The sequence below is a fragment of the Streptomyces neyagawaensis genome, from assembly GCF_023516595.1.
Lineage (GTDB): Bacteria > Actinomycetota > Actinomycetes > Streptomycetales > Streptomycetaceae > Streptomyces > Streptomyces neyagawaensis.
On sequence record NZ_JAMGBG010000098.1, the window covers coordinates 1 to 13,820 of the forward strand.

Sequence of the window (13,820 nt, forward strand, 5' to 3'; positions counted from 1 at the left end):
GCCGTCGAGCGCCGCGGGGCGATGCTCAACGCCGGCGACGACGCCGCGGGCGGTGATCCTTGGGATGATTTCATCGCGCGCCCGGCCGACTACTACGCCATGCTCGCGGAGCTCGGATTCCTGGCCGACGACGCCGAGAAGAGCCACGGCGACCTGCCGACCGAAATCGTCGAGGCGGTCAGGCAACTGAAGCTCGACACCAGCCGCCTGAAGGTGTCCCTTCGTGGATACCAGTCATTCGGTGCCCGCTTCGCGATCGTGCAACGCAAGGTCATCATCGGCGATGAGATGGGTCTGGGAAAGACGGTCGAGTCACTCGCCGTACTCGCCCACCTGCACGCCAAGGGCTCCTCCCACTTCCTGGTGGTGTGCCCAGCCGCTGTCGTCACCAACTGGGTGCGCGAGGTCCGGGCGAAGTCCGACCTGAGCGCGTATCGCCTGCACGGGCCCGGTCGCGACGACGCGCTGAAATCCTGGATCCGCCACGGTGGAGTCGCGGTGACCACCTACGACATCCTCGGTTGGCTTGAAGGCCGGATCCCCGAACGCGCCAGACCGGCATGCCTGGTCTTCGACGAAGCCCACTACATCAAGAATCCGGGCGCCCAGCGAACCCGGCGCTCCACGGCCCTGATCGATGGCTTGGAGCGAACGATCCTCCTGACCGGCACCCCGCTGGAGAACCGGATCGAGGAGTTCCGAAATCTCGTCGGGTATCTTCGGCCAGACCTGTCGATCAGTGCCTCGGAAATCGCTCCTCGCCAGTTCCGGAAGCAGGTGGCGCCGGCCTACCTACGACGCAATCAGGAAGACGTCCTCACCGAACTCCCGGAGCGGTTCGACATCGACGAGTGGATGCCGATGTCCAGCGCCGACCAGCAGCATTACCGATCGGCTGTCATCGAAGGCAACTTCATGGCCATGCGCCAAGCCGCGCTACGCGCCGGCACCAAGTCGGAGAAGATGCAGCGTCTCATCGACATCGTCCAGGAAGCAGAGGACAACGAGCGCAAGGTGCTGGTCTTCTCGTACTTCCGTGACGTCCTCGACGAAGTGGCGTCGGTCCTTCCGGGAAAGGTGTTCGGGCCCCTCACCGGCTCCGTTCCTGCCGCGAAGCGACAGAGCATGGTCGATGAGTTCTCCCAAGCCCCCCAGGGGGCGGTCCTCGTCGCGCAGATCGTGGCAGGCGGCGTCGGACTGAACATTCAGTCGGCATCGGTCGTCGTGATCTGCGAGCCCCAGCTCAAGCCGACGACCGAATGGCAGGCCATCGGTCGTTCCCACAGGATGGGGCAGCTGGAGTCGGTACAAGTGCACCGCCTGCTCTCCGAAGAGGGCGTCGACCAGCGGATCATTGAGATCTTGGCACGCAAGAACCAGCTTTTCGCGGAGTTTGCCCGCGTCTCCGAAACCGCCGACAGCGCGCCGGAAGCCTACGACATCACGGACGCTGAGCTGGCACGGGAGATTGTGGCGGCGGAGCGCGAGCGACTGCTCACGGGTGGCGGCTGACAAAGGCGGCGAGACAGTGCGGATAGGCCCTCTCGGCCTCGGAGGGGAATACCCATCAGTTTCTGCCCGCGTAGTAGACCTTGACGACCTCCGTCCTCGGGGGGATCGAGTCGTCGCCCCGCGACACCGCTGCCTCGTCCATCGTCTGTACGGTCCACCCCACTGCGGAGGTGTCGAGGAGCGGTGTTCGTGGTCCCTGCGCGACGAGGACGCCGGTGTCCCCGCAGTAGTACGCGGCCACCATCCCGTCAGGCAGGGAGGGGCCTGCACCACCGGTCCTGAGCCGACAGCGCGTTCCGTCCGCGAGTTCCATGGCCCACGGGATGGGCTCGGTCTGCGGGCCCACTGGCGGGACGGGCCCGTCGTTCACCACGTACTGGAGAAGTCTCTTCTTCCAAGGATCGTCACCGCAAAGCACGGTTGACCGGTCGTCCTTGATCCAACAGACGTCTGCAGTGGCGGCATTGGGTGCGCAGTAGACGATGTCCGGGGACTTGGCGGCCGGAGATGTAAGGCACCCGAGGACGTAGTTGTCCGCCCCCGCCTGCTCGACGACCGTGTAGCCCGGCCGTGCTTCACCGGTCGCGTCCACCGCCACGACGGTGATCGCCTCGGTGCGGACCTTGGGCGGCGGCGCCCCCGTCTCCTCGGCGCAGTTCTCCCTGGCCACCCTGTCGGCGGCGCTGGTGGTGCTGACGCAGACGGTTCTGGCGCTGTCGGCCCGCACCGTACAGGACGTGGCCTCGGGGCCTTCGTCACAGCCCCAGTAGAGGATGGACGCCCCTTCCGGCAACTGCCCGGTCGGCTCGACGGCGATGGGACCCCGTTCGCCCTTCTTGGACATGACGACGCTGCTGCAGTCGGTCGAGCCGTCGTGGATCAGACAGCCGTCCTGCTTTCCGGCGGGCATCGACACCTCGACGACCCGCGTGGTGACCGTGACCCGCACGGGCACCGTCTCCGGAGTCGGTGCCCGCTGTCCGAGGACCACTCCGACGCCGGTGACGACGGCCAGCCCTCCGCCGATGACGACCTTGGCCGTCAGGCCCAGGCCACTCTTGACGCCGACCGCGGTCGTCCCCTTGGCACCAGCGGCGGTTGCCGTGGCGGGGTCGACCGGCGTGGACGCCAGGCTGCCGGATGGATCCTGGGCGAGCTCCGTACCGAAGTCGCCGGTGGCGCCCGCGTCCTGCCCGGCGGTCGGATCGTGCGGAGCCGCGCTCTCCTGCCCTGTGGCCTGCGACGCCGGCCCTGCGTCCGGCCCGCACAGACTTCCGGCGTCCTCGGCCGTGCCCGCATGACCGCTGTCGCCGAGTCTGCGCCAGATCTCGGCGGCCGCGGCGAACGCCGTTGCCGCGGCCGCCCGCTTGCCGGTGACGAGTCGGTGGATGCCCTGCTCGTGCGTGAGGTAGGCCAGAACCCCGTTGTCGTGGGCCCGTTCGGCTGCCACCCTGCCCAACTCGAGCACGCGTCCCCACACGCCAAGCCGCAGCGAGCAGGCGACCACGGGGGCTGCCGCGCGCGCCAAGCCGGCCCCCGCCCCTGCGGCACCCGCACGTGCTGCCGCGTCAATGGCGGCGGTGATCAGCGCGCCGTCACCAGCCACGTCGGCCGGGGCGCGGTCCGGCTCCTCCACCCATCGCCGCAGCCGTTGGCACAGCGCCGTCAACGCGGAGGTGTCCAGATCCAGGCGCGCGGACAAGGTGGCCCCGACATCGGCGGAGATCCGCAAGCCGAGCACGGTGGGGACGACCAGCCCCAGGGTGACCAGCCGCTCGTACGAGCCGGCCGTCACCCCGGCACCCGCCACCAGCGCGGTCAGCAGGCCGGTGCTCACACCGCCGGCCCCTGCCAGGTCCAGCAACGAGAGAACCTCGTGATCGGCGCCCGTCAACTCGGCGAGTACGTTCGGCAGCAGGTCCCCCAGCTCGGCCGGGGGGCGCAGACGTTCTCCCGCGACGGCGCGCAGCAGCTGCCCCGGCGAGCCGGCCGTCGCCCGCCAGAGCTCTTCGGCGACCGACAGTTCGTCGGCGCGCAGGGGGCGGCCCAATTGCTGGGCCAACAGGGTTGACGCCTCGTGGCAGCCGAGTCCGCCCAGCGCCAGTGTCGGGCCCTCGCCCCACAGACTGCGCCGTGCGGCCGAGTACAGCACCGCTGCGGCGGTGACCGTGTCCAGTACCGCGTCCAGCTCGTCCGAGGAGCACTCCAGATCGTCGAGTACGAGACTGATGCCGACGTCCGCCATCAGCCGCCGCAGTTCGATCGCGCCGGGCCGGTACCCGGGCGCGTCGTAGCAGGCCTCGAAGACGTCCTGGAGCACATCTCCCGTCTCCCGGCTCGCGGCGTCCACAAACACCACGCCGTCCCGTCGGCCGCTCAGCCGGTGAGCGGCCATCCGCAGCACTGTGCTCTTCCCGGTCCCCGGCGGGCCGTACACCTGCATCGGGCCGCCGGCATCCATCCCCGCCTCGATAGCCGCCAGTTCTTGCTCCCGGCCCACGGCCGTGCGGTGGCGGCGCGGCAGCAACTGCGGATCGTCCCGCCGCCGGCACTCCGGCCGCTGCGCCGGGGTAAGGATGGTGACGACCGACTGTTCGGCGGAGACCACGATGTTGTGGTCCCCCACGACGACCTGGCCACGGACATCTCCGCTGATCCGAACCCGGTTTTCGGACTCCTCCATCAGCGGTTCGGCGCGTTGCTCTCGGGCCGCTGGGTGCCGAACTGGCGGTCGTACTCGAGGGCCAACTGGTCGCCCGCCTGGTACACGAGCTGTCCTACGACGGGGTCGCTGATCAGAGTCGTCACCGCCCCAGCCAGCGCGGGCAGCGTCCGCAGGAACCAGTTCCGCACGTACACCATGACGGAGACGTCCGGTTCCTCGGCCGTGACGGCCTCCTCCAGCTCGTCCAGTCGCTCCTCGGCGCCCCGCCCGCCCGTTCCCAGCTCAGCGAGCTGGACCCGCACACGTTCGAACTCCTGACGCAATTCGGCCAGTTGAGCGTCGGTGACGGGTTCCACAAGCTCCCGCGGTCGCTCGGACCGGATCACCGTATTGTGCGCCCCCACCACGAACTGCCCTGCCACGTCGCCCGCTTGCACCTCATAATGGCCGCCTTGCACAGGCGTCGGCTCGGTCGTCATCCGCTCCCCGTTTCTCCACCGCAGACTGGCAACACACCGCGATCCATCAGCGTATGCCAGGGCCGAGGCTCCGGAACAGCCGACGGCCCGAGGTCGAGGATGTCCCCGGCCTGGAGAGTCTCGCGGCGGCCGGGTGGTTGAGATCGAGGGTGGCGTCAGTTCCGGAACCGTCGGCGCGTCCGTCCCAGCCGTTCGAGGAGCGTTCGCCGATGTGGTGGGTCACCTGCACTTGCCGCCTGGTCCGGTGATGAACCTGTCGATGACGCCCAGCGGCCGTACCGCTCCCGCCATATGCGGTGCCGCCGGACGTCATCGCTCCCTGTGGTCCCGACCGGACGCCCTAACCGAGGAAGCTCAGCCGGACCTGGCGGTCGGGGTTGTCCTTGTTGGTGTCGACGAGGCACACCGACTGCCAGGTGCCCAGTTGGAGGCTGCCGCCGACCACGGGGAGTGTGGCGTGCGGGGGGACGAACGCCGGGAGGACGTGGTCGCGGCCGTGGCCGGGGCTGCCGTGGCGGTGCTGCCAGCGGTCGTCGGCGGGCAGCAGGGTGTGGAGGGCGGCGAGGAGGTCGTCGTCGCTGCCGGCGCCCGTCTCGATGATGGCGATGCCGGCGGTGGCGTGCGGGACGAAGACATTGAGGAGACCGTCCCGGCCGGCGGCCGCCTCGCGGAGGAACGCCTCGCAGTCGCGGGTGAGATCGACGACCCGCTCACGGGAGCCGGAGGCGACGTTCAGGACTCGGGTGGTGAAGGCATCGGACATGGTTCCATCCTCGCGCACCCCGAGGCGGAGACACGGGAGCGACCACCCGCCGAACGGCACACCCTCCCCTGCGCCGGCCTCACCGCCTCCCGACACCGGCGCTCATGAGACGGTAGGTCCATTTCGCGAGACGGCCATTGACCGTACGCGGACGGGCTGGCTACGTTCGACGGCATGTTGCGTTCAGCCCTGCTCACTTCGCGCGGTCACATCGACCTGCTGCGGGTGGCCTCCGCCGCCTGTTGTCGCGGCTGCTGACGCCTTCTCATCCCGCTCTTCCGCCTGGTCCGTGCGTCGCTCGCAGCCCGCACGTCTGACATCGGGCTCGCGTCCCCATTTTCCGCCCCGTCCCCGGTGAACCCGTCCGCGGACCGGGTGAACTGACGTGCGCCGACCGATGCCTGACGCGGCGGCAACCCTGCGTACGCCCCACGCCGTCGGCCGCTCTCCCCCCTCCCCGTGGAGCCCCCATGAGCATCAGCCATGCCCCGCCCGACTCCTCTCCACCGGACACTCCGGATGCCTCCGGGTTCGCCAAGGGCGGCAACGGCGTCGCCTCCTCCCGCGGAGACGCCCCTGAATCCCCCGCGGCCCCGGTCCCTGCCCACGACGTCGACCTCGGCCTCGAACCCATCCGGCCGAGTTCCTCCCGTCGCACCCGCGTACCCCGATGGCTGCGCCGCACGTCGGGGCCCGTGCTGCTGCTCCTGCTCTGGCAGATCCTCAGCGCCACGGGGGCGCTCACGCCCGATGTGCTCGCCTCGCCGGGGCGGATCGCACGGGTCGCGGGCGATCTGATCGCCGACGGGTCGCTGCCCTCCGCCATGGGTACGTCGTTGCGTCGGGTCGCGGCCGGGCTGGTCCTCGGCGCCGTCGTCGGCACCGGACTCGCCCTGCTCTCGGGGCTGTTCCGGGTCGGCGAGGACCTCGTGGACGCGAGTGTGCAGATGCTGCGGACCGTGCCGTTCGTGGGTCTGATCCCGCTGTTCATCATCTGGTTCGGCATCGGTGAGGCCCCGAAGGTCGCGATCATCACCCTCGGGGTGTCGTTCCCGCTCTATCTGAACGTGTACGCCGGTATCCGCGGCGTCGACTCCCAGCTGATCGAGGCCGGTGAGTCCCTCGGACTGTCACGCTGGGGGCTCGTACGGCACGTCGTACTGCCGGGCGCGCTGCCCGGGGCCATGACCGGGCTCCGCTACTCCCTCGGCATCGCCTGGCTCGCCCTCGTCTTCGCCGAGCAGATCAACGCGGACGCCGGTATCGGCTTCCTCATGGTGCAGGCGCGGGACTTCCTGCGCACCGACGTGATCGTGGTCTGCCTGATCGTCTACGCCTTCCTCGGTCTGCTCGCCGACTTCATCGTCCGCTCCCTCGAAAGGCTGCTGCTGCAATGGCGACCGACGTTCACCGGCCGGTGACCCCGAAGACGGCCGATCCGGCCCCCGGCTCCCCCGCGCGCCCCACCCCCACCCTCGCCCCCGTCCACCCCGCGCCCACGCCTGCTTCCGTACCCCACACCCGTGCGCCCGCCGCCGCTCCCGCCTCCGCGCCCCACGCCGTGCACGTCGAAGGGCTGACGCGTTCCTTCGACGGCCGCCCCGTCATCGACAACCTCCGACTCGACGTCCGGCCGGGCGAGTTCGTGGCGCTCCTCGGTCGCAGCGGCTGCGGCAAGTCGACCCTGCTGCGCATCCTCGCCGGGCTCGACCGGGACATCGAGGGCACCGTCCTGGTGCCGCGCCGCAAGGCCGTCGCGTTCCAGGCGCCGCGGCTGATGCCGTGGAAGAGAGTGTGGCGCAATGTCCTCCTCGGGTTGCCCGGCAAGCCCGAACGGGCCCTCGCCGAGCGGGCGCTCAAGGAGGTGGGCCTCGACCATCGCAGCGGCGCCTGGCCCAAGACGCTCTCCGGCGGCGAGGCGCAGCGTGCCTCCCTGGCACGGGCGCTGGTCCGCGAGCCGGATCTGCTGCTGCTCGACGAGCCGTTCGGTGCCCTCGACGCGCTCACCCGGATCAAGGCGCAGCGCCTGGTGGACGAGCTGTGGCAGCGGCGGGGCTGCGCCGTGCTGCTCGTCACGCACGACGTCGAGGAGGCGGTCCTGCTCGCCGACCGCGTCCTCGTGATGGACGAGGGCGTCATCGCGTACGAGACGCGGATCGACCTGGAGCGGCCCCGCGACATCACCGACCCCCGCTTCGCCGAGCTGCGCGCCCGACTCCTCGAACGCCTGGGCGTCGACACGGTGGCCGAGGCGGCCTGACTCCCCGTTCCGCGCACACGCCCCCCACCCACGTCTCCCCGGCACCCGGACCTGCTCGCGCCAGGCCGCACATCCCCACCTCGTGAACCAACCGAACGGAATCCCCCATGCGACGACGCCTCGCCCCCGCCCTGCTCCTGCCCCTGGCCCTGCTTCTCTCGGCCTGCGGCGGGAACTCCGCCGCCAGCACCTCGACCGGCGACGGCACCGACGGCAAGGGCTCGCTCACGTTGAACGTCGGTGACCAGAAGGGCGGTTCGGAGGCAATCCTGCGGGCCGCCGGGGAACTCGACGACCTCGACTACAAGATCAAGTGGTCCACGTTCACCTCGGGGCCGCCACTCCTGGAGGCCGTCAACGCCAAGGCCGTCGACATCGGTGGCGTCGGCAACACCCCGCCCGTCTTCGCGGCGGGCGCCGACTCGAAGATCACGGTCGTGGCCGCCTGGCACGGCACCTCCAAGGGCGACGCCATCCTGGTGCCGAACGACTCGAAGCTGAGGGACACCGAGCAGCTGAAGGGCAGGTCCGTGGCCGTGGCCCAGGGGTCGTCGGCGCACTACCAGCTCGTGGCCTCCCTGCAGGAGGCCGGCCTGTCGCTCGGTGACGTCGACGTCAAGTACCTCCAGCCGGCGGACGCGCTCGCCGCGTTCACCTCGGGCAAGGTCGACGCGTGGGCGGTGTGGGACCCGTACACCTCCCAGGTGCTCAAGGCGAAGCAGGGGCGGGTGCTGACCACCGGGGACGGCGTCACCAACGGGCTGACCTTCCAGGTGGCGGCGCCGGGCGCGCTGAAGGACAGGCGGAAGGCCGCCGCGATCAAGGACTACCTGGAGCGGCTGCGGCGCGCGTACCGGTGGGTGTACTCGCACGAGGAGGAGTGGGCGAAGGTCTGGGCGAAGGACACGGGCCTCCCGCAGGACGTGGCGCTGGCGGCGGTGAAGCGGACGTACGCGACGCGCGTGGCGGTCGCCGTGGACGAGCCTCTCATCGCCTCCGAGCAGGCGATCGCCGACGCCTTCACCCGGCTGAAGCTCATCCCCCGCAAGGTGGACTTCGGCACCTTCACCGACCGGCGGTTCAACGGCGGCCTCCCGCCGTCGACCACCGCGCCCCACCCCTCGGAGGGATCCTGACCGGCCGGGGAAGATCCGGGACGCACCCCTGGTTAGTAGAAGCGTGAACAAGATGCGCGAGGTCGAGGTGGTCGTCATAGGCGCGGGTCAGGCCGGACTGGCCGGCGCCTATCACCTGCGGCGCACCGGTTTCGAACCGGAGCGCGACTTCGTGGTGCTGGACCACTCCCCCGGGCCCGGCGGCGCCTGGCAGTTCCGCTGGCCCTCGCTCACCTACGGCAAGGTCCACGGGATGCACACCCTGCCGGGCATGGAGCTGACGGGCGCCGATCCCGCGCGACCGTCCTCCGAGGTGATCAGGGAGTACTTCGCGACCTATGAGCGCACCTTCGACCTGCGGGTACGGCGTCCCGTGGACGTGCGCGCGGTGCGTGAGGGTGAGGGCGGCCGGCTGCTCGTGGAGACCTCGGACGGCACATGGTCGACGCGGGCGCTGATCAACGCCACCGGCACCTGGGACCGGCCGTTCTGGCCGCACTACCCCGGCCAGGAGACGTTCCGGGGCCGTCAGCTGCACACCGCGCAGTACCCCGGCCCCGAGGAGTTCGCGGGGCAGCGGGTGATCGTGGTGGGCGGGGGCGCGTCCGGGACGCAGCATCTGCTGGAGCTCGCCCCCTACGCCGCGGCGACCACATGGGTGACCCAGCGTCCGCCCGTCTTCCGTGAGGGTCCGTTCGACGAGGGCGCTGGGCGCGCCGCCGTCGCCCTCGTGGAGGAGCGGGTCCGGCAGGGGCTGCCGCCGAAGAGCGTCGTGTCGGTGACCGGCCTGCCGCTCAACGACGCGATCCGGCAGGGCATCGCGGACGGCGTCCTGGACCGGCTGGCGATGTTCGACCGGATCACACCGGACGGTGTGGAGTGGGACGACGGGCGCCGCGTCGACGCGGACGTCATCCTGTGGGCGACCGGGTTCCGCGCCGCGATCGACCACCTCGCCCCGCTGCGGCTGCGTGAACCGGGCGGCGGCATCCGCGTGGACGGCACCCGCGCGGCCGTCGACCCCCGCGTCCACCTGGTGGGCTACGGCCCCTCGGCCAGCACCATCGGCGCCAACCGGGCGGGCCGCGCCGCGGTCCGGGACATCCGACGACTCCTGAGGGACGCGCCGACCGGTCCCCGCGCCACCGCGCCGGCCGCCATCCGCACCGCGCCGCTCACCGGAACCGCGCGCCTCGCCACCCGAACCACGCCGGTCACCGCGCCGGTCACCGCTCCGCCCGCCTCGTCGACCGCCGCCGTCTGAGTCCCGCGTGCCCTCGTACGCCCCCTGGCCCGCGCCCTCCCACTCGTATCGGCACTCGACTCAGCCGGACGTCGGGGAGGGGCTTCCGACGGCCGACCCCGTGGACGCCGACGACGGCTGCCCGCCGCGGCGCTGGTTGAACTCGGCGACATTGCGCAGGTGTTCCTCGTAGCTCGCCGTGAAGCGGGTGTCGCCCGGCTTGACCGTGACGAAGTACAGCCAGTCGCCCGGCGGCGGGTTGGTCGCCGCGCGCATCGCGTCCTCGCCCGGGTTGGCGATCGGGGTGGGCGGCAGCCCCATGCGCCGGTACGAGTTGTAGGGGCTGTCGATCTTCGTGTCGGCGACGCTCGTGTCCAACGTGGAGCGGTTCAGCGCGTAGTTGAGGGTGGAGTCCATCTGCAACGGCATTCCGCGCTCCAGCCGGTTGAACACCACGCGGGCCACCTTGCCCATGTCCGCCTTGGTCGCGGCCTCGGCCTGCACGATGCTCGCGATCGTGACCGCCTGGTAGACGTTCATCGCGCTGCGCTGCGCCCCGGCCGTGACCTGGCCGCCGTTGAACTTCTTGTGCGCGGTCTCCACCATGAACGTCAGCAGCGACTCCGGCGTCGTCTTCTTCGCCAAGGGGTACGTCGCCGGAAAGAGGTAGCCCTCCGGGTTGCCCTGGGCTTCCGCGGGGAGCGACAGCCGGGCCTTGGCCAGGGACTTCTTCGTGGATCCGGCGGGCAGACCGAGTGCCTTGTCGACGGCCTCGTAGACCTGTACGGCTCGGCGGCCCTCCGGGACCACCAGGGACGTGGGCCGCTCGGCCCCGCCTTCACCACTGCCCACGGTCATCAGCGGCACCGCCACGGCGGCGGCCGCCACGACCGCTCCGGTCGCGATGAGGGCGGCCCGGCCCCGGCGTGTCAGTCGAATCGTGCTCCGTGGCGGAGTGTTCATCTGCATGCGGGCACGGTATCCCGCATATCACCTCAAACCCGACATATCTTCATCTTGTCGACTCCATCGGCCGTAGCGGCGAAGCCTTTTGGCCCGGAGCGTCGAGGGGATCGGCGCCGGATGCCGATACCGGCTCCGTCTGCGAGGCACGGGCAGGCTCCAGCTGGGCGTCACGGCGCACGAGGGCCGCGTAGCGCCCGTTCTGCTCCAGCAGCTCGTCGTGGGTGCCCCGTTCGACCGCGTGCCCACCGTCGAGGACCATGATCTGGTCGGCGCCTCGGACGGTGGAGAGGCGGTGAGCGATGGTGATGGTGGTGCGGTTGGCGGAGAGCGCGTCGATGGCCTCCTGCACGGCGTGCTCGGTGCGGGTGTCCAGGGCGCTGGTCGCCTCGTCGAGGATGAGGACGGGCGGGTCGCGCAGGATGGTGCGGGCGATGGCGAGGCGCTGCTTCTCCCCGCCGGAGAACCGGTGCCCGCGCTCACCGACGACCGTGTCGTAACCGTCGGGCAGGGAGGTGATGTGGTCGTGGATCTGTGCCGCCCGCGCCGCCGCGTGGAGTTCCTCGTCGGTGGCGTCCGGCTTGGCGAAGCGCAGGTTGTCCGCGACGGTCGCGTGGAAGAGGTACGTCTCCTGGGAGACGACGCCGACGGCGCGGGCCAGCGTGTCGAAGCTCAGGTCACGGACGTCGACCCCGTCGATCAGGACGGCGCCGCCGGTCACGTCGTACAGCCTCGGCACCAGGCACCCGAGCGTCGACTTGCCCGCGCCGGTGGGTCCGACGACCGCGAGGCTGCCGCCCGCCGGGACGGTGAGGTCGATGCCGGTGAGTATCGCGGCGGAGGCGCCCTTGCCGTCGTCGTAGCGGAACTCGACGTCGTCGAAGCGGACCTCGCCCTTCACCTGGTCGAGGCGGACCGGTTCATCGGGTTCGGTGATGTCGATGGGCAGGTCGAGGTATTCGAAGATGCGTTGGAACAGCGCGAGCGAGGCCTGGATCTGGACGCCCGTGGACAGCAGGCTCACGGTCGGCCGGAACAGGTTCTGCTGGAGCGAGACGAAGGCGACCAGCGTGCCGACGGAGACGGACGGGCCGCCGAACTGGAAGGCGAGGCCGGCCGTCCAGTAGATGACGGCGGGCATCGCGGACATGACGATCGTGATGATCGCCATGCGCCAGCGCCCGGCCATGTTCGACCTGACCTCCAGGTCGACGAGCCCCTCGGACTCCTCGGCGAACGACCGGGTGAGCGAGTCGGAACGGCCCATCGTGCGGCCGAGCAGGATGCCGCTGACGGAGAGCGACTCGGTGACGGTCGCCGCCATCGCGGCCATCTGCTTCTGCCGCTGGGTGGTGATCTTCTTGCGTTCGTCGCCGACCCGGCGGCTTATCCACACGAACAGCGGCAGCAGGAGCAGGGTGACCACGGTGAGCCGCCAGTCGAGGGCGACCATGGCGACGATTGTGGCGACCACGCTGGTGAGGTTGGAGACCAGGGAGGTTGCCGTGGAGGTGACGGTCGCCTGCATGCCGCCGATGTCGTTGGCGATGCGGGACTGCACCTCGCCGGTGCGGGTGCGGGTGAAGAAGGCGAGCGACATGCGTTGAAGTCGGCCGTAGACGGCTGTCCGCAGGTCGTGCATCACGCGCTGACCGACGGTCGTGGAGATCAGCGTCTGCAGCACGCCGAAGATGCTGGTGAGCACCGCGCTGAGGATCATCCCGAGCGCGAGCAGGCTCAGCAGACCGAGGCGGCCCTCGGGGATCGCGGTGTCGAGTATCTCCTTGAGCAGGAAGGGCGTCGCCACAGCGGCGAGCGACGCGGCGCCGACCAGCAGGCCGACCACGGCGAGCCGGCCGCGGTAGGGGCGGAAGAGCTTCAGGATGCGGCGGACCTGCCGCGGCGCCGGAGCGTCGACGGCCCCCTCGGCGCCGGAGGGCGCGGTGCGGGCGGGGGTCCAGGCGGGTTGGTCGTCGGGATGCATGGGCTCCTACGGGGTAAGTCATGGACCGGCACGGCCTCTTGTCAGCTCATGGCTTCGGCAGCACGTGCGGTTATGGATTCAACCGGTCATGGATTCAGTGCGGTGCGGGCGGCGAGGTGGCTCCGGATCACACGGAGACGGTTTCTGAGCCTAGCTCATTGTTACCTATGCTCACAATGAACATCATCCTGATATTGTTCCCGCATGACCGCCCCCGATGCCGACGGACTGCTCGCCGAGCAGCTGCTCCGGCTGACCCGCCGCGTGCACCGCATCCAGAAGCACCATCTTCTGCAGAGCGGGCTGGACATCACCCCTGCGCAGTCACGGCTGCTGCGGACCCTCGCGCACTACGACGCGCCCCCGCGCATGGCCGATCTCGCCGAGCGCCTGGAAGTGGTGCCGCGCGCCGTGACGACCCTGGTCGACGGACTGGAGGCGAGCGGCCGCGTACGCCGGGTGCCCGACCCCACCAACCGGCGGGTCATCCGGATCGAGGTCACGGACGAGGGCCGCAAGGTCCTGGAAGAGCTGCACCGCGCCCGCCGGTCCGCCGCGGAGGAGATCCTCTCGCCCCTGTCGGACGGCCAGCGAGAGGTACTGGGCGGCCTCCTCGACACGCTGGTCGACGGGGCGCCGGGGGCGGAGCGGGCGTGCTGAGCCCCGGCGCACGGGCGCGGTGACTGAGCAAGCGTGCTGAGTCGCGGTGCTGGGGCGCGGTGACGTGGAGCGGCGCCCGATGCCGACAGCCGGGGCGGGCCGCCACCGACGATCAGGGGCGGGCCGCCGCACACGGCAGGGGCGGGCCGCCGCACACGGCAGGGGCGGGCCGCCGC

At 70.7% G+C, this 13,820-nt stretch carries 11 protein-coding genes and 1 pseudogene; 7 read left to right on the forward strand and 5 right to left on the reverse strand.

Annotation, left to right across the window (positions count from 1 at the left end; all coding sequences use genetic code 11):
- Nucleotides 1-1,512, forward strand: a 1,512-nt coding sequence (locus M8J73_RS32245; protein ID WP_249829408.1) for a DEAD/DEAH box helicase, incomplete at its 5' end; no start/stop codon positions are given.
- 55 nt (nucleotides 1,513-1,567) lie between these two features.
- On the opposite strand, the gene M8J73_RS32250 is transcribed toward M8J73_RS32245, so the two are convergent.
- The 3 genes from M8J73_RS32250 to M8J73_RS32260 all read right to left on the reverse strand — a co-directional run bounded on the left by M8J73_RS32250 (nucleotide 1,568) and on the right by M8J73_RS32260 (nucleotide 5,419).
- Nucleotides 1,568-4,195, reverse strand: a complete 2,628-nt coding sequence (locus M8J73_RS32250; RefSeq protein ID WP_055539217.1) for an ATP-binding protein — start codon at nucleotides 4,193-4,195, stop codon at nucleotides 1,568-1,570.
- The gene (locus M8J73_RS32255) at nucleotides 4,195-4,533 is read right to left on the reverse strand and encodes a hypothetical protein (protein WP_249829409.1); all 339 of its coding nucleotides are present in this window, start codon (nucleotides 4,531-4,533) and stop codon (nucleotides 4,195-4,197) included. The genes M8J73_RS32250 and M8J73_RS32255 overlap by 1 nt, the downstream gene beginning before the upstream one ends.
- A 463-nt stretch (nucleotides 4,534-4,996) precedes the next feature.
- Nucleotides 4,997-5,419, reverse strand: coding sequence for a secondary thiamine-phosphate synthase enzyme YjbQ (locus tag M8J73_RS32260; RefSeq protein WP_055713212.1), 423 nt, complete (start codon nucleotides 5,417-5,419; stop codon nucleotides 4,997-4,999).
- Nucleotides 5,420-5,593: 174 nt separating this feature from the next.
- On the opposite strand from M8J73_RS32260, the gene M8J73_RS45605 reads away from it, so the two are divergent.
- The 5 genes and pseudogenes from M8J73_RS45605 to M8J73_RS32280 all read left to right on the forward strand — a co-directional run.
- Nucleotides 5,594-5,677: a putative leader peptide gene (locus M8J73_RS45605; RefSeq protein WP_359617036.1), complete on the forward strand. Its 84-nt coding sequence runs from the start codon at nucleotides 5,594-5,596 to the stop codon at nucleotides 5,675-5,677.
- Between the two features lie 212 nt (nucleotides 5,678-5,889).
- Nucleotides 5,890-6,840: an ABC transporter permease gene (locus M8J73_RS32265; RefSeq protein ID WP_249829410.1), complete on the forward strand. Its 951-nt coding sequence runs from the start codon at nucleotides 5,890-5,892 to the stop codon at nucleotides 6,838-6,840.
- The gene (locus M8J73_RS32270) at nucleotides 6,813-7,679 is read left to right on the forward strand and encodes an ABC transporter ATP-binding protein (RefSeq protein WP_249829411.1); all 867 of its coding nucleotides are present in this window, start codon (nucleotides 6,813-6,815) and stop codon (nucleotides 7,677-7,679) included. Before M8J73_RS32265 ends, M8J73_RS32270 begins: the two co-directional genes overlap by 28 nt.
- 107 nt (nucleotides 7,680-7,786) lie before the next feature.
- Complete coding sequence (locus M8J73_RS32275; RefSeq protein ID WP_055543115.1) at nucleotides 7,787-8,815, forward strand: ABC transporter substrate-binding protein; 1,029 nt, start codon at nucleotides 7,787-7,789, stop codon at nucleotides 8,813-8,815.
- A gap of 52 nt (nucleotides 8,816-8,867) precedes the next feature.
- Nucleotides 8,868-9,923 (forward strand): annotated as a pseudogene (locus tag M8J73_RS32280) (NAD(P)-binding domain-containing protein); the annotation flags it as partial.
- A gap of 195 nt (nucleotides 9,924-10,118) precedes the next feature.
- On the opposite strand, the gene mltG reads toward M8J73_RS32280, so the two are convergent.
- A complete protein-coding gene (mltG, locus tag M8J73_RS32285; protein ID WP_055543114.1) occupies nucleotides 10,119-11,006 on the reverse strand; it encodes an endolytic transglycosylase MltG in 888 nt (295 codons plus the stop codon).
- A 43-nt stretch (nucleotides 11,007-11,049) separates the two neighbouring features.
- Nucleotides 11,050-12,984, reverse strand: a complete 1,935-nt coding sequence (locus tag M8J73_RS32290) for an ABC transporter ATP-binding protein (RefSeq protein WP_169797959.1) — start codon at nucleotides 12,982-12,984, stop codon at nucleotides 11,050-11,052.
- 204 nt (nucleotides 12,985-13,188) lie between these two features.
- Between M8J73_RS32290 and M8J73_RS32295 the strand changes: the two genes are divergently transcribed.
- The gene (locus M8J73_RS32295) at nucleotides 13,189-13,644 is read left to right on the forward strand and encodes a MarR family winged helix-turn-helix transcriptional regulator (RefSeq protein ID WP_055521415.1); all 456 of its coding nucleotides are present in this window, start codon (nucleotides 13,189-13,191) and stop codon (nucleotides 13,642-13,644) included.
- Nucleotides 13,645-13,820: the final 176 nt, after the last annotated feature.

Excerpts from the sequence above, each read along its gene's own strand:
- M8J73_RS32250 (WP_055539217.1), bottom strand. The coding sequence starts at position 4,195 with ATGGAGGAGTCCGAAAACCGGGTTCGGATCAGCGGAGATGTCCGTGGC.
- M8J73_RS32260 (WP_055713212.1), bottom strand. The coding sequence starts at position 5,419 with ATGTCCGATGCCTTCACCACCCGAGTCCTGAACGTCGCCTCCGGCTCC.
- M8J73_RS45605 (WP_359617036.1), top strand. The coding sequence starts at position 5,594 with ATGTTGCGTTCAGCCCTGCTCACTTCGCGCGGTCACATCGACCTGCTG.
- M8J73_RS32265 (WP_249829410.1), top strand. The coding sequence starts at position 5,890 with ATGAGCATCAGCCATGCCCCGCCCGACTCCTCTCCACCGGACACTCCG.
- M8J73_RS32270 (WP_249829411.1), top strand. The coding sequence starts at position 6,813 with ATGGCGACCGACGTTCACCGGCCGGTGACCCCGAAGACGGCCGATCCG.
- M8J73_RS32275 (WP_055543115.1), top strand. The coding sequence starts at position 7,787 with ATGCGACGACGCCTCGCCCCCGCCCTGCTCCTGCCCCTGGCCCTGCTT.
- mltG (WP_055543114.1), bottom strand. The coding sequence starts at position 11,006 with ATGCAGATGAACACTCCGCCACGGAGCACGATTCGACTGACACGCCGG.
- M8J73_RS32290 (WP_169797959.1), bottom strand. The coding sequence starts at position 12,984 with ATGCATCCCGACGACCAACCCGCCTGGACCCCCGCCCGCACCGCGCCC.
- M8J73_RS32295 (WP_055521415.1), top strand. The coding sequence starts at position 13,189 with ATGACCGCCCCCGATGCCGACGGACTGCTCGCCGAGCAGCTGCTCCGG.